Origin of the sequence: Pedobacter suwonensis, assembly GCF_007833675.1 — a bacterium.
Lineage (GTDB): Bacteria > Bacteroidota > Bacteroidia > Sphingobacteriales > Sphingobacteriaceae > Pedobacter > Pedobacter suwonensis.
Genome location: NZ_CP031708.1, coordinates 3,275,641 through 3,301,584, shown reverse-complemented (window position 1 = coordinate 3,301,584; position 25,944 = coordinate 3,275,641). Strand labels below are relative to the sequence as shown.

21 protein-coding genes and 1 pseudogene are annotated in these 25,944 nt (G+C 38.6%); 11 read left to right on the top strand and 11 right to left on the bottom strand.

Features of this window, described 5'->3' with window-relative positions:
* Positions 1-306: 306 nt before the first annotated feature.
* Positions 307-971, top strand: a pseudogene (locus DV942_RS24155) (transposase).
* Here DV942_RS24155 and DV942_RS13540 read toward each other — a convergent pair.
* The 6 genes from DV942_RS13540 to DV942_RS13515 all read right to left on the bottom strand — a co-directional run bounded on the left by DV942_RS13540 (position 894) and on the right by DV942_RS13515 (position 13,389).
* Positions 894-2,348, bottom strand: a complete 1,455-nt coding sequence (locus tag DV942_RS13540; RefSeq protein ID WP_145858263.1) for a SusD/RagB family nutrient-binding outer membrane lipoprotein — start codon at positions 2,346-2,348, stop codon at positions 894-896. The pseudogene DV942_RS24155 and the gene DV942_RS13540 overlap by 78 nt on opposite strands.
* Before the next feature lie 21 nt (positions 2,349-2,369).
* Positions 2,370-5,510, bottom strand: coding sequence for a SusC/RagA family TonB-linked outer membrane protein (locus tag DV942_RS13535; RefSeq protein WP_145858261.1), 3,141 nt, complete (start codon positions 5,508-5,510; stop codon positions 2,370-2,372).
* 741 nt (positions 5,511-6,251) lie between these two features.
* Entirely contained in the window at positions 6,252-8,741 is a 2,490-nt protein-coding gene (locus DV942_RS13530) for a M14 family metallopeptidase (RefSeq protein ID WP_145858259.1), read from the bottom strand.
* 174 nt (positions 8,742-8,915) lie between these two features.
* Positions 8,916-10,331 carry a SusD/RagB family nutrient-binding outer membrane lipoprotein gene (locus DV942_RS13525; protein WP_145858257.1) on the bottom strand — a complete coding sequence of 472 codons (1,416 nt, stop codon included), beginning with the start codon at positions 10,329-10,331 and terminating at the stop codon, positions 8,916-8,918.
* Positions 10,332-10,342: 11 nt separating this feature from the next.
* Positions 10,343-10,768, bottom strand: a complete 426-nt coding sequence (locus DV942_RS13520) for a hypothetical protein (RefSeq protein WP_145858255.1) — start codon at positions 10,766-10,768, stop codon at positions 10,343-10,345.
* The gene (locus DV942_RS13515) at positions 10,750-13,389 is read right to left on the bottom strand and encodes a SusC/RagA family TonB-linked outer membrane protein (RefSeq protein WP_145858253.1); all 2,640 of its coding nucleotides are present in this window, start codon (positions 13,387-13,389) and stop codon (positions 10,750-10,752) included. The genes DV942_RS13520 and DV942_RS13515 overlap by 19 nt, the downstream gene beginning before the upstream one ends.
* A gap of 177 nt (positions 13,390-13,566) precedes the next feature.
* Between DV942_RS13515 and DV942_RS13510 the strand changes: the two genes are divergently transcribed.
* Positions 13,567-14,868, top strand: a complete 1,302-nt coding sequence (locus tag DV942_RS13510; RefSeq protein ID WP_145858250.1) for a UDP-N-acetylmuramoyl-tripeptide--D-alanyl-D-alanine ligase — start codon at positions 13,567-13,569, stop codon at positions 14,866-14,868.
* Position 14,869: 1 nt separating this feature from the next.
* Here DV942_RS13510 and DV942_RS13505 read toward each other — a convergent pair whose 3' ends face one another.
* From DV942_RS13505 to DV942_RS13490, 4 genes are read right to left on the bottom strand one after another with little or no spacing between them, the layout of a single operon-like run.
* Positions 14,870-15,343 (bottom strand): hypothetical protein, encoded by a 474-nt coding sequence (locus DV942_RS13505; protein ID WP_145858248.1) that lies wholly within the window; start codon positions 15,341-15,343, stop codon positions 14,870-14,872.
* A gap of 12 nt (positions 15,344-15,355) precedes the next feature.
* Complete coding sequence (locus DV942_RS13500; RefSeq protein WP_145858245.1) at positions 15,356-15,853, bottom strand: gliding motility lipoprotein GldH; 498 nt, start codon at positions 15,851-15,853, stop codon at positions 15,356-15,358.
* Entirely contained in the window at positions 15,822-17,357 is a 1,536-nt protein-coding gene (gene ricT / locus DV942_RS13495) for a PSP1 domain-containing protein (RefSeq protein WP_145858242.1), read from the bottom strand. The genes DV942_RS13500 and ricT overlap by 32 nt, the downstream gene beginning before the upstream one ends.
* A 1-nt stretch (position 17,358) precedes the next feature.
* The gene (locus tag DV942_RS13490) at positions 17,359-18,507 is read right to left on the bottom strand and encodes a DNA polymerase III subunit (protein ID WP_145858240.1); all 1,149 of its coding nucleotides are present in this window, start codon (positions 18,505-18,507) and stop codon (positions 17,359-17,361) included.
* 533 nt (positions 18,508-19,040) lie between these two features.
* Between DV942_RS13490 and ruvX the strand changes: the two genes are divergently transcribed.
* From ruvX to DV942_RS13455, 8 genes are all read left to right on the top strand, one after another.
* Complete coding sequence (gene ruvX / locus DV942_RS13485; RefSeq protein ID WP_145858237.1) at positions 19,041-19,457, top strand: Holliday junction resolvase RuvX; 417 nt, start codon at positions 19,041-19,043, stop codon at positions 19,455-19,457.
* 6 nt (positions 19,458-19,463) lie between these two features.
* Complete coding sequence (locus tag DV942_RS13480) at positions 19,464-20,102, top strand: O-methyltransferase (RefSeq protein ID WP_145858234.1); 639 nt, start codon at positions 19,464-19,466, stop codon at positions 20,100-20,102.
* A 78-nt stretch (positions 20,103-20,180) separates the two neighbouring features.
* Positions 20,181-20,858: a glucosaminidase domain and LysM peptidoglycan-binding domain-containing protein gene (locus DV942_RS13475; RefSeq protein WP_145858231.1), complete on the top strand. Its 678-nt coding sequence runs from the start codon at positions 20,181-20,183 to the stop codon at positions 20,856-20,858.
* A gap of 92 nt (positions 20,859-20,950) precedes the next feature.
* Positions 20,951-21,793, top strand: a complete 843-nt coding sequence (locus DV942_RS13470; RefSeq protein ID WP_145858229.1) for a glucosaminidase domain-containing protein — start codon at positions 20,951-20,953, stop codon at positions 21,791-21,793.
* A 48-nt stretch (positions 21,794-21,841) separates the two neighbouring features.
* Positions 21,842-22,594, top strand: coding sequence for a hypothetical protein (locus tag DV942_RS13465; protein ID WP_145858226.1), 753 nt, complete (start codon positions 21,842-21,844; stop codon positions 22,592-22,594).
* The gene (locus tag DV942_RS13460) at positions 22,591-22,914 is read left to right on the top strand and encodes a hypothetical protein (protein ID WP_244278741.1); all 324 of its coding nucleotides are present in this window, start codon (positions 22,591-22,593) and stop codon (positions 22,912-22,914) included. Before DV942_RS13465 ends, DV942_RS13460 begins: the two co-directional genes overlap by 4 nt.
* A 94-nt stretch (positions 22,915-23,008) precedes the next feature.
* Positions 23,009-23,314, top strand: a complete 306-nt coding sequence (locus tag DV942_RS23830) for a hypothetical protein (RefSeq protein WP_244950694.1) — start codon at positions 23,009-23,011, stop codon at positions 23,312-23,314.
* A complete protein-coding gene (locus DV942_RS13455) occupies positions 23,293-24,033 on the top strand; it encodes a DUF3078 domain-containing protein (protein ID WP_244950693.1) in 741 nt (246 codons plus the stop codon). Before DV942_RS23830 ends, DV942_RS13455 begins: the two co-directional genes overlap by 22 nt.
* Position 24,034: 1 nt before the next feature.
* Here the strand turns inward: DV942_RS13455 and DV942_RS13450 are convergent, their stop codons facing one another.
* Complete coding sequence (locus DV942_RS13450; protein ID WP_145858224.1) at positions 24,035-24,766, bottom strand: SIP domain-containing protein; 732 nt, start codon at positions 24,764-24,766, stop codon at positions 24,035-24,037.
* Positions 24,767-24,862: 96 nt separating this feature from the next.
* Between DV942_RS13450 and DV942_RS13445 the strand changes: the two genes are divergently transcribed.
* A complete protein-coding gene (locus tag DV942_RS13445) occupies positions 24,863-25,852 on the top strand; it encodes a helix-turn-helix transcriptional regulator (protein ID WP_145858221.1) in 990 nt (329 codons plus the stop codon).
* The last annotated feature ends 92 nt before the right edge of the window (positions 25,853-25,944 follow it).

Below are 25,944 nucleotides of genomic sequence, written 5' to 3'. Positions count from 1 at the left end.
ATGCTAATGTATAGTTAGTTATGAATAACACCAAATATTTTTTAACATTTTTTAACAATTATCTTCCTTTTTTAAAAAAATAGTCCGAAAACCGAAAAAACCGACTTAATCAAGATAAAAACTGATTTTTTAGTTGAAATTTGCGCTAATTAAATCGACAAAAATAAAGTTTTAGTTAAACCTTATTGGAATAAGATAATTAAGATAAAGCATTTCTGAAATGATGTGCATAGAAAGACTTTACCACCACAGCGGCTATAATTTTTCCAGAACTACCACCCGCAGGAAATCGAAAACGGATATTTAATGAGCTATTTCCCTGCCGCTCCCTGCTACGGAAGGTTTGAGCAATTGAAACCCCGGACGCTTACCTATCTGGTACTTTATCTGAACCTTTGCAGGCTGGGTCAACTCTGTGGGGTATACTATGCAGATTCAACCATATTGAAGGTGTGCAACAACAGGCGAATCCACAGCTACAGGGTATTTAAAAACCTGGATGCAAGCGAAAAAGCTCAACAGGATGGTTCTATGGGCTTAAACTGTTCCTGATCATCAATGCCTTCGGGGAAATCATCAATGCTTTTTTTACCCCTAGGAACGTTGCAGATAAAGACCTGGAAACAATCGTTAAACTCTTTGGAAAACTCAAAGGTTATGCTTTTGCAGGCAAAGGGTTTATCAAATGCAAAAGCACCAGAAAATCTGATGAACAAGGGATTGTCACTCATCACAAAGCTCAAAAGAACATGAAAAATAAGCTCTTGCTAATGGAACACAAAATGTTCCTGAACAATGTGACACATAACTCACCTAAATTAAGTTTAAGTTTGCCAAAAAGAAAAGGGCAATTTATCTATAAATTGCCCTTTTCTTTTCAAAAATTTACTGATTTACAAATCAAACCACATTTTGTCAAAATATCTTGGCTGTGGATTAGGAATGTTTGGATTAGCAGCAATTTCATCTAACGATAAAGTATATCTTCTAATCAACGATCCTGAAGTCGCACCAATAGGCAAAGTTAAAGCTGGAACCTCACTACCTTCTGGTCCAGATCTTCTCCATTGTACAAAAGCCTCCATTGGTCTATCCATTAAATCTACCCATTGTTGAAGATGAATCTGTCTAAGTGGATCACTTGTGGTTGTTAGATTCGGAAGTGTAGTATTTGCGAAATTGTTCGCATCTGTACTTGATGCACCATAAAATAAACAAGACTGAATAACACCTTCTCTGTAAAGGCCTTGAGCAGTTGCCAAATTTTGAGAAACACCAAGACCTCGTGAATAAGCTTCAGCTTTTAAAAGCAATAATTCTTGATAAGAGAAAATAACTGAAGGCGCATCTTTTCTGTAAAGGTATGCGCTGATCAAGGATACAGTTTCATCAGCCGTCACCTCAGAACCTATAGCTTTATAGGTGGCATTAGCTCCCTTGTCAAAATACCTTGGAATTCTAGGGTCGCTAACTGCCGCATTAGGAAACATATAATCAAACACATTTGAATTGGCAAAGAACCACTGATTTTCTCCATTTGTATAACGGTTAAACAATCTAAATTTTGGATTTTCATTATTAGTCGTCCCGTAATATGGTCTTAGCAGACTCTCATTTGCTGCTGAAATCATTGAAGAAGGATTGGCTAATAACTGACCAATCGCTGCGGCTTTTGAAGGATCTTTATCTACCATCACCATTAAGGTTTTAAACTTAATCGAATTGGCTAATTTTTTCCATTTATTAAGATCACCTGCATAAAACACGTCATAATCTGTAAGTTTTAAAGTACTCGTCAGATTAATTTGTGCATTTGCTTCATCTAACAAAGCAATAACTGCCTCTAACACACTTTTTTGAGTATCATATTGTGGATAAGGAAATTTATCAGGATCAAAGGCCTGAGTATATGGCACATCACCATACAAGGTAGTTGCCTCATACATTATCTGCGCCAATATGATTTTGCATTGTGCGGCCGTATTATTATCAACAGGGTTTGCACTTTCGGCATTTTTAATAGCCAATTTCAGATTATTTCCAGCTGTACTATAATATACTTTCCAGGTATTACCAAGAGCGGTAGCATTTACATTGTACACATTATCTTTTCCCCAGCCATAATCACCACCGCTTGCGATTGTCTGACCAAAAAGGCCTATAGGAAGCCAGGCATCACCACTATTTTTATTAGCATCCCAAGCAGTAATAGCATAACCAAAAAGCAACTTTGGTTCTACAGTTAAAGAACTTAAGGGATTACTATTTATATTCAAATACTTTTTACATGAAACCCCACCAATTGAGACAAGGAGTAAAAATAATATAACTTTATGTTTCATTTTCATGATATTTCTTTTTTAAATTGATTACAGTCCAAATCTTAAATTGAAACCAAATGACCTTGTTGAAGGAATACTATTGAATTCTACGCCTTCACCGACAACGCCTGCCCCAAAAAAGTTCATTTCTGGATCTACGTGCGGTACGTGACTCTTGATTAACCATAAGTTTCTTCCTTCTACACCTATCTCTGCTGATTTAAAAACTGTTTTCTTAAGCAAATTTGCAGGAATTGCATATGAGAACCTTACTTCCCTTAATTTAACATAAGAAGCATCAAAAATATTACCTATAGTATTTGCTACCGCTGCTTCATTTCCCCAGTAGTCTTGCATACTTCTAACTGCAGTTTTGTTGGTCACATATTGGCCATTAACCAAATTAACACCTTTATCAACAATCGGTGTTCTATCTCCACCTGTTTCAATGGCCAAGCCACTAGTTCTTAAATTTGCAACAGTTCCAGAATAGAATACACCACCTTGTCTAAAATCAACTAATCCACTTAAACTAAAATTTTTATATCTAAATTGATTGTTTAAACCAAGCATCCAATCTGGATAAATATTACCTAAACGTTGAGCTTTAGCAGATGGTATTTTCAATCCACTTGCAGCATCAATGACTATATTTCCATTTGGATCTTTTTGCCAATCTAAACCATAAAGGCCAAAGCTTTGGTCTACTTCCGCTTTAATCTGTAAACCACTCCATCCACTTGATAAACTATACTGATTCAATCCTGGAGCCAATGCCTCGACAACCTGTTTGTTTTTTGAGAAATTCGCTGTTATATCCCAAGAAAAATCTCTTGTTTTAAGCGGCACTAAATTCAAAGCAAGTTCAATTCCTCTATTCCTAATTGCCCCCACATTTACCGTTTTTGCAAAATAACCTGTAGATATTGCAACATCGATATCAATCAATTGATTTTTAGTTCTTGTGTTATAATAAGAGAAATCAAGACCTATCCTGTTTTTCAAAAATTTCAATTCTGTACCAAACTCATATGAATTCTGTTTTTCTGGTACAAGTGCAGCATTAGGAAGAATCCTAGGGCCTGAAAATGCTGTAGAAATATTACCGATAGGAAAGATTGCTGTCTGGGCACCTACATATTGTAAAAAGATTGTGGTAACTGGATCATACTGAAAATCCAATTTATAAGGTAGTAAATCACTTCCAACAGAAGCCCAACTCGCACGTAATTTACCATATGAAAGCCAATCTAAATTTTGGTCTTTCAATAATTCTGTAAATATAAAACTACCGCTTACAGATGGGTAAAAATATGAGCGATTATTAATAGGCAAAGTAGATGTCCAATCGTTTCTACCTGTTACATCCAAATATAGAAAATCTTTATAATTCACACTTAATGAACCATATAAACCCATTAAACGCCTTTTACTATACCCCAAAGTGGGAACTGCTTTAACAGCATTGGAATAATTATATAATTGATCAATAGTAAGATCCGTAGCATTAACAACAGTACTTTGACTTGATCGCTCATTGATGTTACCACCAACCACTAATTTAAATTTAAAGTCTTTTATTAAATTATTTTGCTCCATTGACACTAGGAGATCATCATTAATTTGTCTCTGAAAGATATCAGTATTTGTGAATGCTCCATTATTTATTCCAGCAGTACCTTTACGTGTTACGCTAGCTCTTTTTTCAGTATAGATATCACCACCAAGAACATTACTAACAGTCATCCAAGAAAATGGCTTGTACTCAAAAGTGTATGATCCTAAAAATCTATCTACCGTATTAGAAGTCCTATTATAGTTCATAATCCAATATGGATTATTACCGGTTCTATCCGTAGTCAGGAAAATTTGTTTTCCGTTTGCATCGATTACATTATCTCTAACATCATTAATATCAACCACACGAGGTAATCCGTATATTGCTGATGTAATAACGTTAGTGTTATTTGAACTTTGTGATGGACGACCATCCGCATTTATTCTTGTATAACTGGCAACAAATCTAGATGATAACTTATCACTAAATTTTCTACCTGCGTTAACTGAAAAATTATATTTACCTAGCTTTGATTCTGGAATAATACCTTTTTCATTTACACTTGTGAAACTTAATCTATAGTCTGAGTTATCGCCACCGCCAGCAATTGAAACGTTATTGGTGTAAGACGCGCCAGTATTAAAAAAATCTTTCACATTGTCCGGATAGGCCTGTAAAGTAACCTGACGTCCTAAGAAATCCTGGAATTTTTGATTTTGAACATCAGCAATTTTTGGTCCCCATCCGTTTGAATATTTTAAGCCGTAATCATAAGTTTTTGTTGTTGTATTATAGATACCCTGAGCATATTCATTTTGAAATTCAGGTAGTACCAAAGGATTCTCAAAACGCGCTGATGAATTTACACTGATAGAAGTCCTCGAGCCACTTGCACCTCTTTTAGAAGTTATAATTATAGCTCCATCTTTTGCTCTTGAACCATAAAGAGCAGTAGCTGCGGCGCCCTTCAGAATTGTCATTGACTCAATATCGTCGGAACTCAAATCACCAATTCTATTTCCAAAGTCAACGTTATTTGCTGCAGTACCTCCAGCTGATGTACCGTCTGTAACTGGTACCCCATCTATTACAAATAATGGAGAGTTTACACCAAGAGAGTTTACACCCCTAATCACAACTTTTGTTGAGCCACCTAAAGTACCTGATTGGGAATTTATTCTCACACCAGGAGCTTTACCAGCTAAAGAGTTCAAAACATTTGTAGATCTTGCGTCAGTCAATTGATCGCTTTTAATCACTGACGCGCTGTACCCTAAAGATTTAGCTTCCCTAGAAATTCCTAGAGCTGTTACAACAACTTCACCCAGTACTTTTGAATCTGACATCATCACAACATTAATGAGCGATGCAGAACCAACAGTCTTGCTTTGTGTTAAATAACCGATAAAAGAAAAATCTAAGGCGTTTGAACCTGAAGGGATTTTAACTGAGTATTTACCATTAGCGTCTGTAACAGTCCCAATTTGGGTTCCTGTTACCCTCACGCTTACTCCTGGGATTGGTAGCTTATCATCTGAAGATGTTACCGTACCAGTAATTGTCCTATCTTGAGCTATTGCGGTAGATGCAAAAAACAAAAGTACGAACAAACTTTGTAAAAGTTTTTTCATGAAATTTAAGTTTGTAAATGATTAATTATTTGAATCGCTAAATATAATATAGATAAGCAATAATTTAACAAATTTTAACTAAATCAACAGTTATAATGACTTAAAACTGACAAACAATACGCATGATTAAAAATACAAGCCGAAACCACATTACAGACAAATATGCAAAAAAGCACCTAAATTTTAACCGAAAAAGACTATATCTTGCTTAAAAACAGTATAAAAGGCTCGGACGAATGCATATTAAAAAATAAAATTATAAATTTTATCTGTCTGAAAATTAGACAAGAAAAGCTTTAAAAAACTAAAGAAAGAGCTTATATCAGAATCGAAAAGTATTCATATTGGGGGAATAGCCTAGGGTATAAAAATCAATATAAATGACGTTTCTAACCCTACGGCTCGGTCTTGCCTCGGCTACAGATGAATAATCGGTACCGGTACGCCGCCTAAGGGTTCTTCCTTTTTGGCATCAAAAGGAAACACAAAATCCACTCTGAAAATTTATTCGTTTTTTGATCTTGTCTTCATTGGCATTCATAATGGCTTCGCCATTTCTTTTAAAGCCAGTGGCACAGCTTGTTCAGTGGAACCCAAAAATTTATCAGGCAGGGTTTAAGTAAAACGGAGATGCTGTGCTGTGCCTTGCTAGACGACAAGACACCGTTCGACGAATCTTTCATTTTTCGGAGAATCTTTTTGAATAGAGAGAAATTAGAAGTTTTTTATATATACACTTTTTTAATACCCACAAAAAATTATATTAGAAAACAAGGTCTTACCACTTTCCCAAAAGTTCCTAAAAAGTGGATCGTTAGCTAAATAAACAACCTGGCCCCGCCCAAAATCCTGCACTCCGATAAGCAGCCCGCTTTTCAGCTCTTCTCTTGCTTTTTTGCCTACAATACCGGCCATTAAACTTTTTTCGTTGATCAACCCCACATTCCATCCCTGAACAAATGGCTCATATATTTTACGATCGGTTTTTAAGCTATAATAAGTTTTGCCCAGACCATAAGAAAAAGGATGACTGGAATCAAGATTGATCTTATAAATTGCGCCGGGAATGGTCGTTTCAAAATCATCCTTATTCTTATCCTTAAAAAGAAGTTTGTTCGCTTCTGGTTTCTCATCTTTTTTGACAATAGCCTCTTTCTTTTTAATGTCAAACCCCTTCTTATCCAATACACTCTCGATGGCATCTTCCATTAAAATCAGTTTTCCGCCTTTATTTAACCAGGCAGTAAAACCGTCACCAATAAAAGCACTATAACTACCATCGGGCAAAATCAATGTATTTACCTTATTGATATCGAGGTTATTTAAATCTTTGGCATTAATAATAACAGGAGAAAGATTCAGATCATGTTCCAAAAAAAACCAGGCTTCGCCAAAGGCCAGAGAAGAAACTTCCGCCCCTGAGGCAATCGCTATTTTAGGCTGTTTTAACAATGGATAAACGTTAGACCCAAAATCTTTACCTTTTTCCACAAAACCACTGCTTACGGCTTGAAGGGGTTTATCCTGCATTTTAGCAATAAAGGCTATTTTATCTTTTATTCCCCTTATTGTTTTTTCATTTTCTGCCCTCAGTACAATCAATGTGCCCGCAGGATAATCTCTTCCGTTTACCGAGAATGGCTGATCGGCCTGCCTCACCTTTATATTTTCTTTTTGCAATGCCGTTAAAACCCGAACATCTTCACTGGTTCCCCAGTTGAAAAGCCAGGCCAGCGGTTTCTCAACCTCAGTATTGATAATCGTTGGTTCTTCAATTGTCGGGAATTTTCCCTTTATACTCTCTTTACTGGCATAGCCCTTTAATCCGTACACATAGGGTAGGGCCCAGGCCGTAATATCATAAGTATTTGAATCAGTTACAACAGTTTGTGGTTCTAATAAAACATTAGCCAAAACTGCCCTTGGCTGCTGGATGTTTACAATTAAATCATTCCGGGAAACGCTAAAACTTTCTTCTTTTTGCGTATCATAATCGTAAGCTTTTCCGGTTTTATCGCCACCGAAGGCAAATTCGATCTTATTTCTTTTTAACAGTTCTGCCAGTTTTTTTAAGCGTGATAAACTGGTCGCTTTTATAATATAACTTTTATAAATACCAGAACTATTAGCTAATTCCTGCTGGAAATATTTTTTAAACTCTGCTAATAATTTCTGATGGTTTAAGGAAGTTACTTCAAGAGTAGACATTCCTGTGGTAAAATGATGCGCAATACGGTCTTTCAGCGTTAGGGTATCACCATCATTGGTTACTACTGATAATCCGGCCCTGATGCCACCTTGCTCGTAAGTCATACCAATTGATCCATTGTACAAAGGATAGGTATCCCCGTAAGAGGGATAAAGCAGATCAAACCGTTCTTTGGTAAAATATTGCCAGCCTTCGGCATCAAAGTATTTGGCATTGTTTTTACCAACCACCACCTGGAAACTTTTTTGCCAGGGTGTTATGTCCTGGTGAACCGGTTCTGCCGCAGGGGCAAAATAATAGGGCTCATTATAGCTTTGCTCATGAAAATCGACATGTACCTGCGGCATCCATTGATTATATAAAGCCAAACGCTGCTGACTTTCAATCTGGGTTTGCCATGCCCAGTCGCGGTTTAAATCGAAATAATAATGGTTTGGCCTGCCACCTGGCCAAGGCTCGATGTGTTCTCTTGATGAAGGGTCGGGATTAGGTGTTTTACCTACAACACTGTTAAAATAGTTTACGTATCGGTCTCTTCCATCTGGGTTTAAACAGGGATCGATTACCACAACAGTATTTTTCAACCACTCGCTGGCAGGCTTGTTAATGCCCGAAACTAAAGTGTAAAGCATTTTCATGGCAGTTTCAGTAGAGTTCGCCTCATTGCCGTGTACATTATAGCTTAGCCAAAGTATGGCAGGCTGTTGGGTTAGATCGATCGCATTATTAGCGCCTGTTGCCAAAACTAAATTGTCACTCCTTATTTGTTCCAATTTAGTTATATTTTCTGGTGAAGAAACCACTGCCACCATTAACGGCCTGCCCTCATTGGTTTTTCCGTATTCTATCAATTTCATGTTTTTGGCAGAAGCAGAAGCGGTTTGCCTAAAATAATCAGCGACTTTATAGTGAGGGGTAAAGTGCGAACCTAACTGATAACCCAAAAAATCGTCTGGACTTTGTATTTGGCCATAAACACTTATATTAATGAATAAAGCAATGGAAAACAGAACGTATCTCATGAAAAATAATTGTTTATTCAATAATACATAAAATAAATATGATTTTAACAAGCACCTCTTATCATTTTTCTGGTAAAATGTTGCCCATTCAATAATAAAAGCCCCCATTGCTGGGAGCTTTATCAAATCTGATCATACTGCAATGCCGTATTAAACCATTGTGTAAAAGCTAACCTAATTAGCCCACCAAACTTTGGTTGAAGTAACAATACTTTGCTGTGGCTGCGGGTTTGAAGTGATTTCCTGCGAAGGATAAGGAAAACGTTGTGGAATGTAAGGCTTAAAGGCATTTTGAACCACAGATAAAGCAGGATAACCCGTTCTGCGCCAATCGTTATATACTTCTAGTGATAAAAAATCTGCAATATATTTCTCGCTGATTATTGTTTTCAATGGAACTGAGGGATCAAGTGTTGCATGGGCAGCAAGATAAGTCGCCTTATCAGAAGCTGATACCTTTAGCATATCCATATGTGCTGCAATGGCTGAATTATATACCGGCGTTGCCGCGGCTGCGCCAAGTTTATATAGTGTAGCCTCTGCCTTAAGAAATAATGCTTCGGCATAGGTAGCTAAGAATACCGGTGCTGCCGATCCGCTACCATTATCATCATATCCACCATAAAATGGCCCTATGGTAGCATAAATGCTTGGATCTGTGGCAGCAGCCGTACCGCTCGTTCTTCCTACATAGTCATTACCTGAACCTGGGTTGGCCAAAATTGGCAGTCTTGGATCATTATTAGCTTTTAAAATGTTAACCAAAGTAGAAGACAAAACTACCCCACCAGCACCTGGTAAAGTATTTTGATACCAGGGATTTTCTGCTTTTGCCGTTCCTGCGTAAGTGATCAAGGCATTATCAGCATTTGAAGCAAAGCCATTTTGAAGTGCTGCTAACGCCAGATCTGCCTGGGTAGCAGCATTGTAGCCTGGAGCCTTGCTTAAACGAAGATAATATCGAGCCTTTAGTGTGTAGGCAAATTTCTTCCAGGCCGCTAAATTTCCGCCGTAGATAAAGTCATCAGAACCAATAGCTTTACCAGACGATGTACTACTTAGTTTAATAATGGCATCATCTAATGTACTTTGAATAATCTTGTAAATACTTTCCTGCGAATCATATGTTGGCTTCGTTCCGTTTAAAGCCTGAAATGCCTGCGAATATGGAATATCACCCCATAAGTCGGTACAAACAGCTAAATTATAAGCCAATAGTACTTTGCCAACTCCCGAATAGGCCGTACTGCCTTTCTCATCTGCATTGCTGATCATGGTGCGTAGGTTGTAAAAAATAGCGGGATACAGATCGAAGCTCCAGGTGTTATTTACATCAGTAGGCGTAATGCGGTAAGTATCGATATTGGGCGATTCTTGATTTAACGCCAATTGCTGCGTCCAATACGCAGTGGTAACCGATGGATAGCCGGCTGCGATCTGTGTTGTGGTGTAAAGTTCAACCGGAGATAAAATCAATGATTCCTGCACCTTTGTAGGATTATTTGGATCTTGATTAACATCAAGAAATTTCTTACAGCTACCAAATGAAAGCAGTAATAAAGTGGCTATTGAAAAATATATAATTTTCATGTTATTCTAGATTAAAAGGTTGCTTTTATTGCAAAATTATAACTCCTGTTTGTTGGGGTAACAAAATTGGTAAAACTGGCACCATTACCTGTACCGTACAAACTCACTTCCGGATCTGACCCCGTGTAATGTGGAGCGTAAATCCATAAATTCCTGCCTGTAGCCGCTATACTTAATCCTTTAAATGGGGTTCTTTTTAAAAGTGAAGGATTGAAATTATAAGCCAAAGTTACTTGCCTCAATTTGTAATAAGTCCCGTCCTCTACACCTGTTTCGTCCACAACACTCTCGTTGTTTTGGTAATATTTCTGATCAAGCTTAACAACGGTTGTATTTACGGTACCATCACTTTCCCGTATGCCATCAAATACTTTAGTTGCAGTTCTGTCTTCAGTCTTTTTGGTGGTACCATAAAAATCTAAATAATGACCATCCAAATTATATACATCCCCCCGTACCTCATATCAAACACGGCCGATAACGTAAAGCCCTTAAATGAAAAACTAGTTGTTAAGCCTGCATTCCATTTCGGAGTAGTATTTCCAATAACACCTAACTGATCATCTATTATCGGATATCCATCATCATCAATCAACAATTTGCCATCGCTGTTTCTTTTATACCTCGAACCGTATATAACTCCATAAGGCTGGTTTTTATAGGCAAAAATACCTGGATTGGTAAAACCTGCAAATTGTATGTTTTCTAAGCCCTGACCAATTTCGGTAACTTCATTTTTAATTTTAGAAAAATTGAGTCCAATATTCCAGGTAATATCCTTGGTTTTGATAGGCGTACCATTTAAGATTAACTCCACGCCTTTATTATACATACTTGCTGCATTAATGGTGGCCGCATTAAAGCCTGACGACGGCGTGATTGGCGTTGTAGTAATCAGATCAACACTTTTCTTATCAAAGTAGGTAGCTTCCAAACTCAACCTGCTTCTGAACATCTTTAATTCGATTCCAGTTTCAAACTCTTTTAAGCCCTCATTTTTAAGATTCGGATCGCCATAAGTGTTGGTAAGCAAAAATCCATTCTGGCCTTGATAAGGAAATTCTATGTTTGAAATTACCGGGTGTACATATGTAGTGCTTAGCGCATAAGGGCCAACATTATCATTTCCCACATAAGAATATGACAACCTGATTTTACCAAAATTTAATATGGCATTATCTTCAAGATGTAGCGGTTCTGTAAAAATAAAAGCAGCTGAAGCAGAACCGTAAGGATAGTAATTTTTATCCTGACTCAATACCGAGGTTCCATCGTATCTGCCAGTTAAAGATAAAGATATCATCCTTTTATATTCTGTTGTTAACTGAGCGTAATAACCAACCTTTCTTTTGGTATAATTATTTATGGATGATATTTGCGTAGATGCATTGTTGATATTGTAAAAATCAGCAGCTGACAAACCGACTCCTTTATCAAATACAACCCTTTGAGAGTTGCTTAGAATATTGTTACCGACCAGTATGCTACCAAACCAATCTTCATTGAAGTTCTTCTTCGCCTCTACAATAATATCATTATTGAACTGTTTATAATTGATTTCGCGATTATACATTTTGCCATCCGCTGATTCTCCACCTACTATGCCTGGTGCTTCGTGATAGTTGCTATTATCGTTATAAATATCTGCACCCCCACGTTCGGTTATGGTTAACCATGGCAAAGGATTATAACTCACTGTAAGTACTGGTAAAAACCGGTTAACTGCAGAAACAAACTTGGTATTATCTACCAACCAGTATGGATTATTTCTTGCCGCGCGATAAACACGTTGTGAACCGTCAGGATTTGTGGTAGGAAATGGATTCCATGAAATAGGTGCTGCATAAACGGTCCAGTATGGACTTGCAAGTCCATTACCTTCAGCTAAACGGTCATTTACAGAATTAACATAATTAAACTGACCGGTAAGCGTGATATCCTTTGTGATTTTATTCGAAAATTTGGTAAATAATGAATGTCGGCCAAAATCTGTGGACGGCACTGTTCCATTTGTTTTTAGATACGAATAAGAAACCAGATAAGTTGAATTATCCGTCGATCCGTTTACCGCCAGGGTATTATCGGTGGTAAAGCCCGTTTTGAAAAATTCTTTTCTGGGATCATGCTTTTGCACAGGTTGTCCATTTACCATTAAGCCATCAATTAGTGGACCCCATGAAGATGAACTTAACTTGCCATTGTTACCATCTACATAAACGCCATTACTGCCCTGGGCATACTTATCCTGAAATTCCGGTAAAATCGGATTATCAAAAGTTACTCCAGAACTTAAAGTTACAGATGGTTTTCCCTTTCCTGTTTTTGTAGTAATAATAACCACGCCTCTTGCCGCTGCTGCTCCATACAATGCACTAGCCGCCGCCCCTTTCAATATGGTCACGCTCTCAATAATATTCGGATCGATATCAATGGCACGGTTGGAAGTTCCACCGGCACTTAACGCACCATCAGGATTACCCGCTTCAGAGTTATCAATCGGCACACCATCTAAAATAAAAAGTGCACCATTTTCTCCTGTTAAGGATGTGTTTCCGCGGATTACAATTTTTGAAGATCCGCCGGCTGCACCGCTTGAGTTCGTAATCTGAACGCCAGCAACTTTACCAGCTAAGGCATTAACAAGGTTATTTTCTTTTGCATCTACCAAAGCACTACCAGTAACTTCTTGTGTAGAATAGGTAAGTGTGCGTTTTTCTCGTTTGATGCCTAACGCCGTAACAACCACTTCACCTAAAACTTTAGAGTCGGTAACCAGCACAACATTGATTACATTAGAAGTACCAATGTTTACAGTTTGTGTAGAAAATCCGATTGATGAAAACTGTAAGCTCTTTGCCCCAGATGAGATCTTTACTGAAAACTTCCCGTCTGCCCCGGTGGATACACCTAAGTTGGTACCCATTACTTTAACGTTTACCCCGGGAATTGGCATGCCGTCTTCTTTAGCCGTAACGGTACCCGTAATGGTTCTTTCTTGTGCCATTGCAACTGAGGCAAATAGCAACAGGATGAACAAACTTTGTAGTAGTTTCTTCATGATAAATTAGTTTAGTTAATAATGATCCGAAAGCGATTCTAAAAAAAATCGCATTGCGTTTATAAATAATGAATTTAGCGCCTTTTAAAAGGAAGTTGATGAAGAAATGGTGAAGATTGGAAAAAGAGTGTTTTATTTGAAGTGGATTCGTAATTTTACGCGAGTAATTCATTTCAAATGACAAAAACAGAAACCCTATATCAGCATTATTTACAGCACAATATCATATCCACTGATACAAGAAATATTACACCCGGTTGTATCTTTTTTGCCTTGAAGGGAGATCATTTTAATGCCAACGAATTTGCCGCCCAGGCCATAGAAAAAGGGGCTGCATTTGCTGTAATTGATCAAGAAAAATATGCGCAAAGCGATAGGTTTTTACTGGTTGAGGATGTGCTAAGCTGTTTACAGGATCTGGCACGCCATCACCGCAAACAGCTTGGTATACCGGTTGTCGGTTTAACGGGTAGTAATGGAAAAACCACGAGCAAAGAACTTATAAATGCGGTTTTATCTGAACGGTATAAAACTTTTGCCACTTTTGGTAACTTAAACAATCATATTGGTGTTCCGCTATCCATACTATCTATTACAGATGATGTGCAGATTGCGGTAATTGAAATGGGCGCAAACCACCAGAAAGAAATAGAATTACTGTCTGCTATAGCACAACCCACCCATGGCATTATTACCAATGTTGGCATGGCACATTTAGATGGTTTTGGTGGCTTTGAAGGCGTAAAAAAAGGTAAGGCTGAACTTTATGCTTACCTTAAACAAACCAATGGTTATACTTTTATCAACAGAGACAATCCGTTTTTGCTTGAAATGAGCATGACCGCGGGTTTAAACAAGCTCATTTATTATGGAACCGAAAATGGAAATGCCATTAAAGGGGAATTAAAAAGCAGCGATCCTTTTATCGAAGTGAGCTGGACCAATCATGAGCTTTCATCATCGGTAAAAACCAATTTAACCGGCAGTTATAATTTCGAAAATATTCTGGCTGCAATCTGCATAGGCGACTTTTTCGACATGGCACCTGAAGAAATAAATATTGGCTTATCAAATTATCAACCGAAAAATAACCGTTCGCAACTCAACAAAACGGAGAAAAATACGGTGATCTGTGATTTTTATAATGCCAACCCAAGCAGTATGGCCGCGGCTTTGAAAAATCTATCGGTAATATCAGCCGATAAAAAGACTGCCATATTGGGAGATATGTTTGAATTAGGCTCTGAGTCCCCAAATCAGCATGAACTTATCGCAAAACAAGCCAATGAAAGTGGTTTAGATAACATCATTTTCATCGGGAAGGATTTCTACGCATTTAAAGACAATTTTTCAGGTATATTCTTCGAAACGCCGGCCGAGGCTGACCGGTACTTACAAGAAAATTTAATTCAAGATCATTTAGTATTACTCAAAGGCTCGCGTGGAATGAAACTGGAAAACCTGTTAAAAAACCTATAAATTACTTTGAAAACTGAATTTCATACCTTTCACCATTAATTTCTAAAAGTTCAGGCTTCATTTTATCTGGATAGGTGATCAGCAATATTCTTTTTAAACTTTTTTGAGGACCTAAAGTTGTTTTATTTTTTGCTGGTATTGATACAACTGTAGCCTGGTAAACAAAAGAGACCGGATATTTCACCTTATTTACAAGATCCAGTAATGAAACTTCTGAGAAGTCTATATCAATGGTTTCGTTTGTTTTGTTAGTCACCTTCGTCTTTACGCTAACAAAGGTATAGCCTTTTTTGGCAACTATCCTGCTGTTTCCTGTAGCTTGCTGACTTGCAGAACTCATTCCATAAACTTCATATTCAATATTGTTTTTGTAGTTGAAGTTGTTTTTCGCCGGGCTGAGCTGATAGACAGTTACACATGATGAAAGCGTTAAGATTAAACCCAAAAAGAGTAATCTAAAAAGAGGTATTTTCACGAATGATTAATTTCAATTAGTTAAGGATTCACTTACAGTTAAACCAACATCACTCACTTCCAGGAGCGGATTATCGCGCATGTTCTGTTCAATCTCAATCTCAAACTTACCATTTCGTGGAAAATAATGGTTGGTCAACACGGGTAGGGTATAACTGAATACATTTCCTGAACCGCTACCTAACCATTCGCCATCATTTTTAGCCAGTTTATATTGATAACGTTTGGTTACCACCTTTTTGCCATCTTTAAAATGGGCCAGGATAAAAATATTGGCATATTTATAATTGGCGGTATGCCTTAACTTAAAATAAATATTATACGCTTTGGTATTATCTTTAATATCAAACGTTGTAGAAACATGGTTTCGGTAAGTCCACCTGCGGTCGGCAATTTCTACATTACTATCAACTACACTGTTTGTGCAACCCACAGAAAGGGTAACCATCCATAAAAAGGCAAGTAAAATGATTTGCCTTTTATTCAGCAGCAGGTTTATTTTCTGAGCCATTATTATTGTTTCGGCGGTTATTGTTTTTCCTACGGTTATTTCTGTTTTTATTTTTGCCCTGCTCTGGTCTGGCACCATCTACGCCAACATTCCCTTCAGTTTTAACTACTGTTTTTGGGCCCTGTGGCTGCTTCTGTTTGTTATTTTGCGGTTTAGGCCCATTTACATGCTGTGGCTTCGGCACCGCCTGTTGAGGCTTTTGACCAGAATTTTGTTGCGACTTTCCTCCGTTAGGCTGTTGTTTTCCACTTTTTTGCGCTTTTTGGGTAACCTGTTGAGGCTCCTGAGGCCCGTTATTAGCACCTGCGCTTTTTTCTCCGGCAGTAATTCTTTCTCTCTTATTCTGGTTATTACTGCGGTTATTTTTCTGGTTGTTCCTGTTCTGGTTGTTTTTACCACGAGAACGTTCGTCAAGGCGGGTTAAACTATCCTGCCCTACAACATTTTCGTAATCAAATGATTTCTCTACTACAACAGGAGCAGCAATCTGAACGGCTTCTTCTTTTAAGTTCGGTGCTTTTTTACCCGCCTTATTCATCGCCATGATCTCTTTTACACGTGCAGCTTTAACCGGAATCCAGTTTTCATCGCCCTGATAACTGAACCACATGATTTTTTTAAAAATATCCGTTTTCTGGTGACGAGCAAAACCCGCCTCGGTATCCAGGTTTTCAATCCTATCAGGAATATCTTTCAACGCATCCAGATAGGTATCCAGCTCATAATTTAAGCAACATTTTAATTTACCGCATTGCCCGGCAAGCTTCAAGGTATTTAGTGATAAATTCTGATAACGTGCCGCAGCGGTAGAAACCGTTTTGAAATTGGTTAACCAGGTAGAGCAACATAACTCGCGACCGCATGAACCGATTCCACCTAAACGGCCGGCTTCCTGTCGCATCCCAATCTGGCGCATTTCAATGCGGATGCGGAAACTTTCTGCCATTTTTTTGATCAGCTCGCGGAAATCCACACGCCCATCAGCAGTATAAAAGAAAGTGGCTTTCGTTTTATCGGCCTGATAATCCACATCACTGATTTTCATCTGCAAACGGAGATCCAATGCCAGTTTTCTTGCCTTGTGCATGGTTTCCCATTCCATTCCTTTGGCGGCATTCCATTTCTCCACATCGGCTTCAGTAGCCTTACGGTAGATTTTTTTGGTTACCTGATCAAGGGTCGTTTTGCGGCGTTTCATCTGGATCCGCACCAGCTCGCCGGTAAGCGAAACGTGTCCTACATCAAAGCCACCTGTTGGTCCTTCAACGGCAACAAGTTCTCCAATTTCAAGGTAAATATTATCGCTATTGAGGAAAAATTCTTTACGAGAGCCCTTAAATTTAATCTCTGTAACCTGAAAAGGTTTATAATTAGAAGGCATATCCAAATTAGACAGCCAATCGTGCACTTCCATTGTCTGGCAACCACCGGTGCCACATGAGCCATTACTTTTGCATCCATTAGGGGTGCAACCACCACCTGTTGAACAACTTCCACATCCCATATTAATTGTATATATATTGAGTCCCCGCAGGGAGCGTTTTAAACTTGATAATTTTTACCAATTGTAAAGATACATCTAAAAACAGAATTTTCGGGTTCGCGTTTCTTTCAATGTGGTAATGTGCCTTTTCCAGTTCGCCAATTATGGCCTCTGCCATGGGCAAGGTAAGCACGTGTGTACTGAGTTTTTTGGCGGTTTCAAAGGTAAGCGGCGGTAATTTGACCAATTCTTCGGCTACACTTAAAATTAAACAGCACTCGCGTAAATAATTTACGCCATATTTTAAAAAATTCTTCTGGTTTTCTCTTCCCCACTTGGCCGCCTCATCTGTAAAATCGATTAAATCGGGTACCTTATTGCCAAAACCCATCCTTAACCAGGCCGTAAATGTACCTGAACTGTCGCTTTGGGTATCTGCTGCAAGCGCTTTTGCTTCAATTAAATTCCCGTCGGCTAAAAAAGAATAATCAATAGCCTGATGTTCCGTTAATCCGCTCGAATTTAACAGATACCTGGTCACCTCTTCCGAAGAAAGTTTTGGGATCTTTACAATTTGCGTTCTGGATAAAATAGTGGTTAAAATCTGGTCCTGACTTTGGGCGATTAAAATAAACAAGGTATTTGCCGGCGGTTCTTCAATTAATTTCAACAGGGCATTCCCGGCCTTATCCAGGTATTCGGGAAGCCACATAATTAAAACCTTGGTTTCGGCTTCAAAGGCTTTGTAACTTAGCTTTTTAATAATATCGTGGCATTCGGCGATATTAATATTGGCCTGTTTATTGGCTGCATCGAGTTTAGAACGCCAGATATCCATATCAAAATAAGGATCCTGCAGTAACATGCCCCGCCATTCTTCCAGCACATCCACAGCCATTTTTACACTTGCTGAGGCGAAAAAAGGATAGGAGAAATGTAGATCGGGGTGAATTAAACGCTCGTATTTTCTGCAGCTCGAACATTCTCCGCAACTATCACGCTCGCCCTTGTTTAGGCAATTGATGTATTGCGCATAGGCTATCGCCAGAGGTACAGCACCAGAACCAGCGGGCGACAAAAATAGCTGCGCATGGCTAATGCGGTTTTCCTTAACCGTTTGCACCAATTGTTGCTTTACTCTTTCCTGTCCGATGATTTCTTTAAACTGCATTTGGTGCAAAATAAGAAATAGATATGAGATTCACACACAAGTGACCATGTTCTTACGTTCAGCGTACATATTTTGGCAGGTAGCAGTCCCTTAAATTTTCAAGATTTAAGGGCTTGCCCGCCCATCATATAGCGATAGCGAAGTTTCATTGTTATTTTTTGGAAATGACTGGTTCTGTCTCAATGGCAAATGCAGTCCTGCTATCCCTTCAAGTCCTCGCTGCGCTCCGGGCTTTTCGTTCTATCAGGTTTATTTAACAAAATCAGTAATGCTTCGGAAGCATCAGGGCTAGAGCATACAGCAGCAGATGGTTTATTCCAATTCCAGTTCAAAAGATTTCTCTCCCGAAGGTTCGGGACTGCGCTTCAGTCAGAAATGACGGAGATTTTTTAAAGGCCGAGCATGACAGTATCTAAGATGAAATCGTCTTTATGATACCCCGTCTTATCTATTATTTCAAAAACCTTACCTTTGAACTTTTAAAATTAAAAGATTGGGTCAGCGCCTACGCAAACCCCTAACGCTTATTTTTTATGGCAAGGATCCTCGCATTTGATTACGGAACAAAACGCATCGGCATTGCCGTAACCGATCCATTGCAGATCATTGCAACAGGCCTGGACACGGTACATCCTAAAGATGTGATTGAATATATTAAAAAATACATGCTTAACGAACAGGTTGAGGCCTTTGTACTGGGTGATCCCAAACAAATGGATGGTTCGCCGTCTGATTCTGCTCAACACGTGAAAGGTTTTGCTACGCTGCTGAAAAAATCCTTCCCCGATATCCCAAGGCATTGGGTTGATGAACGTTTTACTTCTAAAATGGCGCAGCAGGCCATTATGCAGAGCGGGCTAAAAAAAACCGACAGAAGAGACAAAGACCGGGTAGATACCATTGCCGCAACCATTATTTTACAATATTTTATGGAAAGTAACCGTTTATAACCAAAAATGAGCCTAATAAACGACGATTTACAGGATTTACTAATTGCCTATTGCGAGCCTGAAAGCGAATTGCTTCAACACATAGACCGTGAAACCAACCTTAAAGTGTTAATGCCCCGCATGCTTTCCGGCCATTACCAGGGCCGGGTATTGAGCATGCTCAGTAAAATGGTTTCCCCTAAAAGGATCCTGGAAATCGGCACTTTTACCGGTTATGCAACTTTATGCCTGGCAGAGGGATTAACTAAAGACGGCCTAATGTATACGCTGGATATTAATGAAGAACTGGAAGACATGGTTCGCCATAACTTTGCCAAATCAGCCTATAATGATCAGATTCATTACATCCTCGGCGATGCTACTACTACGATTGCAGGTTTAGATGAAGTTTTCGACATTGTTTTCATCGATGCAGATAAAAAAAACAACGGTACATATTATGATCTCATTTTTGAGCGTGTTCGTCCAGGCGGGCTGATCATTGTTGATAATGTACTATGGAGTGGAAAAGTACTTCAGGAGAAACAGGATAAAGACACCAGAAATATTACTAGTTTTAACGATAAGATAGCTGCGGATGAACGTGTTGAGAAATTAATTTTACCGGTGCGGGACGGTTTGTTTGTGATCAGGAAGAAAGCTTAATATATTGTGGTTAATCGGTTAATTGTTTTAATCGGTTAATCGTACAGTTAACCAATTAAATAATTTGTACAGTTAACCATGACTAAAAAAATCTTTACTTTCTGCCTGTTCCTTTTAACAGGAATTATTGCGAAAGCACAGAATACTGAAGACTATATTGCAGCACATGTAGCGTGTGCACAAGGTTTAATGCATGATCATAAAATTCCGGCCAGCGTTATTTTAGCTGTTGCCATTCACGAATCTGCCGCCGGAAATAGTAAAATCGCACAGCACCTCAATAACCATTTCGGTGTAAAAGGACCAAATAACAACGCGGAAATCCGATCCTCATATCGTGATTATTTAAATGCCGACGAATCTTACAGCCATTTTGTAGAAATTATGGAAACGCGGGAGCCTTTTAACAATCTTTTTGGGAAGTATGATCAGTATGATTATAAAGGTTGGACTTATGGCATCCGCCGCTGTGGCTACGCCCATAGCAGAAGCTGGGCCAGTCAGGTAATAGGCTTAATTAAAAAATACGAACTCTATCAATACGATGAGCGGCCGGAGGGCTATGTAGAGCCTGTTTATGCAGCTCCTGTACACCGCCGGGCAAAAAACAAAAGAAAAACAAAGTTATATACGGTTAAATCTGGCGATAATCTAAGTATTATCGCCAAAAAGAAAGGCACAACCGTTAAATCCCTTATGCAAAAAAACGGCATTAGAAAGACAAATTTAAAGCCAGGACAGCGAATTAAGTTTTGAGTTGGGAGCTGGGAGTCATGAGTTCACAATTAACCAGTTTTCAGTCCACAGTTCATCAATTAAACCATTAACCGATTAAACATCACCATATAATGCGTTCATATCATCATTACCTTTTAATCGCAGCAATCCTTGTTTTTTTTAGTTCCTGCGGTTCCAGAAAGTTTTCTAAAAACAATAAAAAGATTGAAAAAGAAGCGAACAAAGCAAACAACAACAATTACAAGAGTTACAACACCTTAAGTTATATTGATGAATTTAAAGGTGTGGCTATAGAAGAAATGAACTCCGCCGGTATTCCGGCAAGCATTACTCTGGCACAGGGAATCCTGGAATCGGGTAGTGGAAACAGCGACCTGGCCAAGTATGCCAACAACCATTTTGGCATCAAATGTACATCAGACTGGAAGGGAAAAAACTATTTCCGTGATGACGACCAGAAAAATGACTGTTTTAGGGTGTATAAAGATGCCCGCGAATCGTTCAGGGACCATTCTGAATTTTTAAAGCGCAAGCGCTACAGTTTTCTTTTCCAATTAGACAAAAATGATTATAAGAGCTGGGCGCAAGGGTTGAAAACCGCAGGTTATGCAACCAATCCAAGATATCCGGACTTGTTAATCAATACCATCGAAAAATACCAGCTTTACCAATACGATCAACCGGAGAGCGAAAAGCAAAAAATTGCCCGAGAAGATCGTGTTTTTTCAGAAATCAATAAAAATATCCCCCAGGAAAAGGCTAAGTTTACCCCTGTAGAAACGCCACCTGCCGGTGCTAAACCGATCCTTGCCGACGGCACTTATACCGTTGTTAAAGGTGATACACTTTACAACATAGCCAAACGCTTTAATTTAACCGTTGATGAGCTAAAAATGCTGAACGAAATGACCACCGAAACCATTAAAATAGGCCAAACATTGAAGGTTAAATAATGTTAAGTAAAAAAATAGCCAGCAAGATATTTGTAGTTTTATAGCTGAATGAGGTTTTTTATTCCTTTTATACTTGTTTTTGGCTTCTCTACGTGGCTTTATGCACAAAATAAACCTGTGCAGGGTATTGTTATTGATAAAGAAACCAAGCAACGTTTAGCGAAGGTTTATATTTATAATGTCCGTACGGGTGATGGCTTATACAACAATACAAAAGGCGAATTTAGCACGTTTGCTCTTCCTGGTGATACCTTGGTTGCAGCTTTATCAGGCTATGGCGTAGACACGATTGTTTTCAAGGGGCAAACTGCTGCATATTTTCAACTCCGATCACTTGGTATCAGATTACGTGATGTAGTTATTCAACAAAAAAGATTGACCCCGCAGCAGCAATATGAAAAAAATGTTCAGGAATACCGCTACCAAACCTTGAAAGGGAGTAGTAAAGATTTATTGAATTTAGGCAACGGCGGTGTTGGCTTAGGCATCGATGCCATTTATAACCTGTTAAGCAGGCAGGGGAGAAATGCCCGTCATTTGCAAAAAGTCCTGGAAAAAGATTATCGTGAAGACCTGATCGATTATCGCTTCAACGCCAATCTCGTCAGTCAGGTACTTGGCATAAAAGATGCTGAACTGACTGATTTTATGCAGCAATACCGCCCAACCTATCAATTTGTATTGGATGCTACAGATTATGCTTTTAATCTTTTCATCAGAAACGCCTATAAAAGCTACAGATTAAACCCTAAGGCCTTACAATTACCTGCATTACCCAAAATAACGATTGATAAGTTGTGAACGCACCAGTCCTGATTGTTAAAAAACTACCCGCAGCAGGCATGGCCATCTTTCCATTTATTCTGCTAAAATCGGCAGCGTTTAAAAACGATCAGGAAATTATCAACCACGAGAAAATCCACTTGCGCCAACAGTTGGAATTACTTGTATTCCCTTTTTATATCTTATATTTACTTAACTATCTGATCAACCTGATCAGATACAAAAAACACAATCTGGCCTATCGGAATATTGTTTTTGAAAAGGAAGCTTACACTCATGAAACTGATTTAAATTACCTTAAAAAGGGTAACTGGTATGGCTGGATCAAGATAAGGTGAAACTATTTCCTCTACTTTTACCTGAATAGCTGTTCTGGTAATCATTTTGTTAAATGCTTTTTATCTCTAAAATTTTTCGTTTTCTTTGTAGGTAATGAAGAACTGTTTAGCTGCCATCATCCTGATTCTAAGTTTCTGCTCTACCCAATTACATGCACAGGAAATTGATACTATTCCAATCAATACTAAAGACCTGAACATTAAATTGAAACGCAGTCCACTGCCAAGCAGACAGGGCCCGTTAAACTTTGAACCTGTAAAAATTAAGCCCCTGGTGGTAAACGCCAAGATTAATTACTGGAAAACAAGAACCAATATCGGCATCAACATTAACCAGGCGCAGTTCAGTAATAACTGGAAAGGAGGGGTACCAACTCCGTGGCAGTTGGGGGGCTTTTAAACTGGAAGGCAGAATACAATAAAGATAGTTATAGTTATGTAAGCGAGGTGGTTTTGCAATATGGCAAAATCAAAAATAAAGATCAGCTGCAAAAGAAAACCAACGACCGTATTTTTTGGGATAATAAAGCGTCTTTCCAACTTTCCAAAAGCTGGTTCTTTTTTGGATCGTTAAGTTTTGAATCCCAGTTTGATAATGGCTATTCTTACAGTATGGTAAATGGCCAGGAAACCGCCACGCTAATTTCAAAATTTATGGGGCCTGGTTATATCACAGAATCTATCGGTTTTGAGTATAAACCGGTTAAATATTTTTCTACCCGGATAGGTACTGGTACGGCGCGCCAAACTTTTGTTTTGGATGAAAAACTCTTTCTTGATCCGGTTGATAACACCAAACCGCCAAAAGCAACCGTTTTTGGTGTGGAGTACGGCAAAAAAGTACGTAATGAGCTAGCCTTTCAAATAGTAAGTGCAATTGATAAGGATATATTTACCAATACAAATCTTAAAGCACGGTATCAGATGTTCATTCCGTATCAGGATTTTAAAATGAGCAATATTGATCACCGCTTAGATGTTGCATTAACGGCAAAAATCAATCGCTTTATGAATACCAGCCTAACTGGCGTACTCCTGTTTGATAAGGACACAGGAACAAACAAGATACAGGCAAACCAAACTTTAGCGCTTGGTTTTGGCTTTACCTTTCCAAGATAGGTTACCCACCACCAACTTTACCCATTTCCCAATAGGGCATTGTTATAATCTGCCTAAAGCTTACGCCCCTTTGTTTTAGGTACCGTTTAAACTGCTGTACTGATTTTGCCCTGCCTGTTAAATAGAACGTAGCATTTTGCCACATTTCCCAACAGAGCGGGTGCATATTTTCCATCCAGCTGATGGCATTTTTCGCCGGGGCGTTCAGGTCAGAGGGTACGGTATCAATCAATAATTTAAGGTGTTTCACTGAATTCAGGTTTTCTTCCTGAAGTTCCAGAATGCCAAAATACTCTACATCTTCATCAATTACCTTTTTACCTAACGATTCATACAAACCAAGGCTGGTTTCGTCGCCAAAAAAGAAATGCTGATTAGATAATTCATTGTATTTTACCTTTGCCCGGTCTACAATTAATTTTAAACGGTCTCCTTTTTGGATATTTACGGCCAGATGGTGCCCTGGTCCCTGCCTGTTTAAATAGAAGATCACTTCGCAGGTTTCTTTCGTTTTATCAAAGGCAGACAGCGTATAATGACGGTATTCGTTTGCGTTAACCCTAAACAGCACTTCCATTCCCGGAATAAATTCAGCTTCGAAAAAACCACCTTTAAAGGTAACACACTTTAAGTTGCTGCTTAACATTTTAGTTTCTACAACCTCTACCTGATATATTTTATTGCTGATCACTTTTTCCATTGTATCGGCCAGCCAGGATGGTAATTTTGTCATCGTATCTTTTTGTTTAGTAACTTTGAACAAAAGTAATGGTCTGATTAAGGCCCCTTTTTATATCAAAAGGATTAAAGTTTATATTAAAGGGATTTTATGGCCTTAAAGATTTACGATAGCGACAATAAGTATTATACTGTAGGAAGCATGTTTGACAATGCCGGACTTCAACCGGCGCTGGTAACTGAGCGGCGCGACAAATACAGTTTTCCATTTGGTGATGCAGAGATTGTGCAGATTGCTTTTTCTGGCATTTATATTGTTTATGGCGATATGCTGGTAAAGCAGAGCCGTTTGCGCATTAAAGCTTTCGACGAACCTGATATGGTGGAACTTCATTTTGCACTCGCTGGCGGGGGCATCATGGAAAATTACCTCACCAACAAACGCCTGAATATCAAAGAAAACCAGCATAATATTATCTATAGCCCCGACTTTGATGGGACGGCAGAATTCAAGACCAACGAACCGCATAAATTTTTTGAAGTAAATTTTGAAAGAAACCGCTTTATCGATTTAACCAGTGAGAGCAGCATCCTTTTAAAAAATTTTGCCGAAAACATTATGAACAACCGCCCGGTAGAAATTTCATCAGAAAACCTCCCCATCAGCCTGGCTATGCACAGTTGTATAAAAGACATTATGAATTGTCAGTTTACAGGCGGATTAAAGTTATTGTTTCTTCAATCTAAATGCCTGGAACTGCTTGCGCTACAGGCTCAGGCTTTTGAAGAAGCTGCTAAGAAAACCGTAAATTCTGCTATTAAATCAGCTTATGATAAAGAAAGGATCTATTATGCCCGCGAATATTTGCTGGCCAATGCCAATCATCCACCGTCTTTAACCGAACTGGCCAAAACCGCAGGTATAAATGAATTTAAACTGAAACAAGGCTTTAAAGAAGTGTTTAAAAATACTGTTTTTGGTTATTTGAGCGATTATAAATTAATGCGTGCTAAAGAGCTGCTGGCCGATAGCAGTAAAGACATCAAAAATATCTCCGACGAACTGGGTTACTCTTCAGTACAGCATTTCAGCAGCGCTTTTAGCAAGAAATTTGGAATAAGTCCGGCAAAAACGCGGTAGATTATTTCCTGGTCTCAAGAGATCGTCACCCTGACCTGTAGCGAAGCGGAAAGCTACGCAGTAAATTTATTTCAGGGTCTTAACTGCAAGAA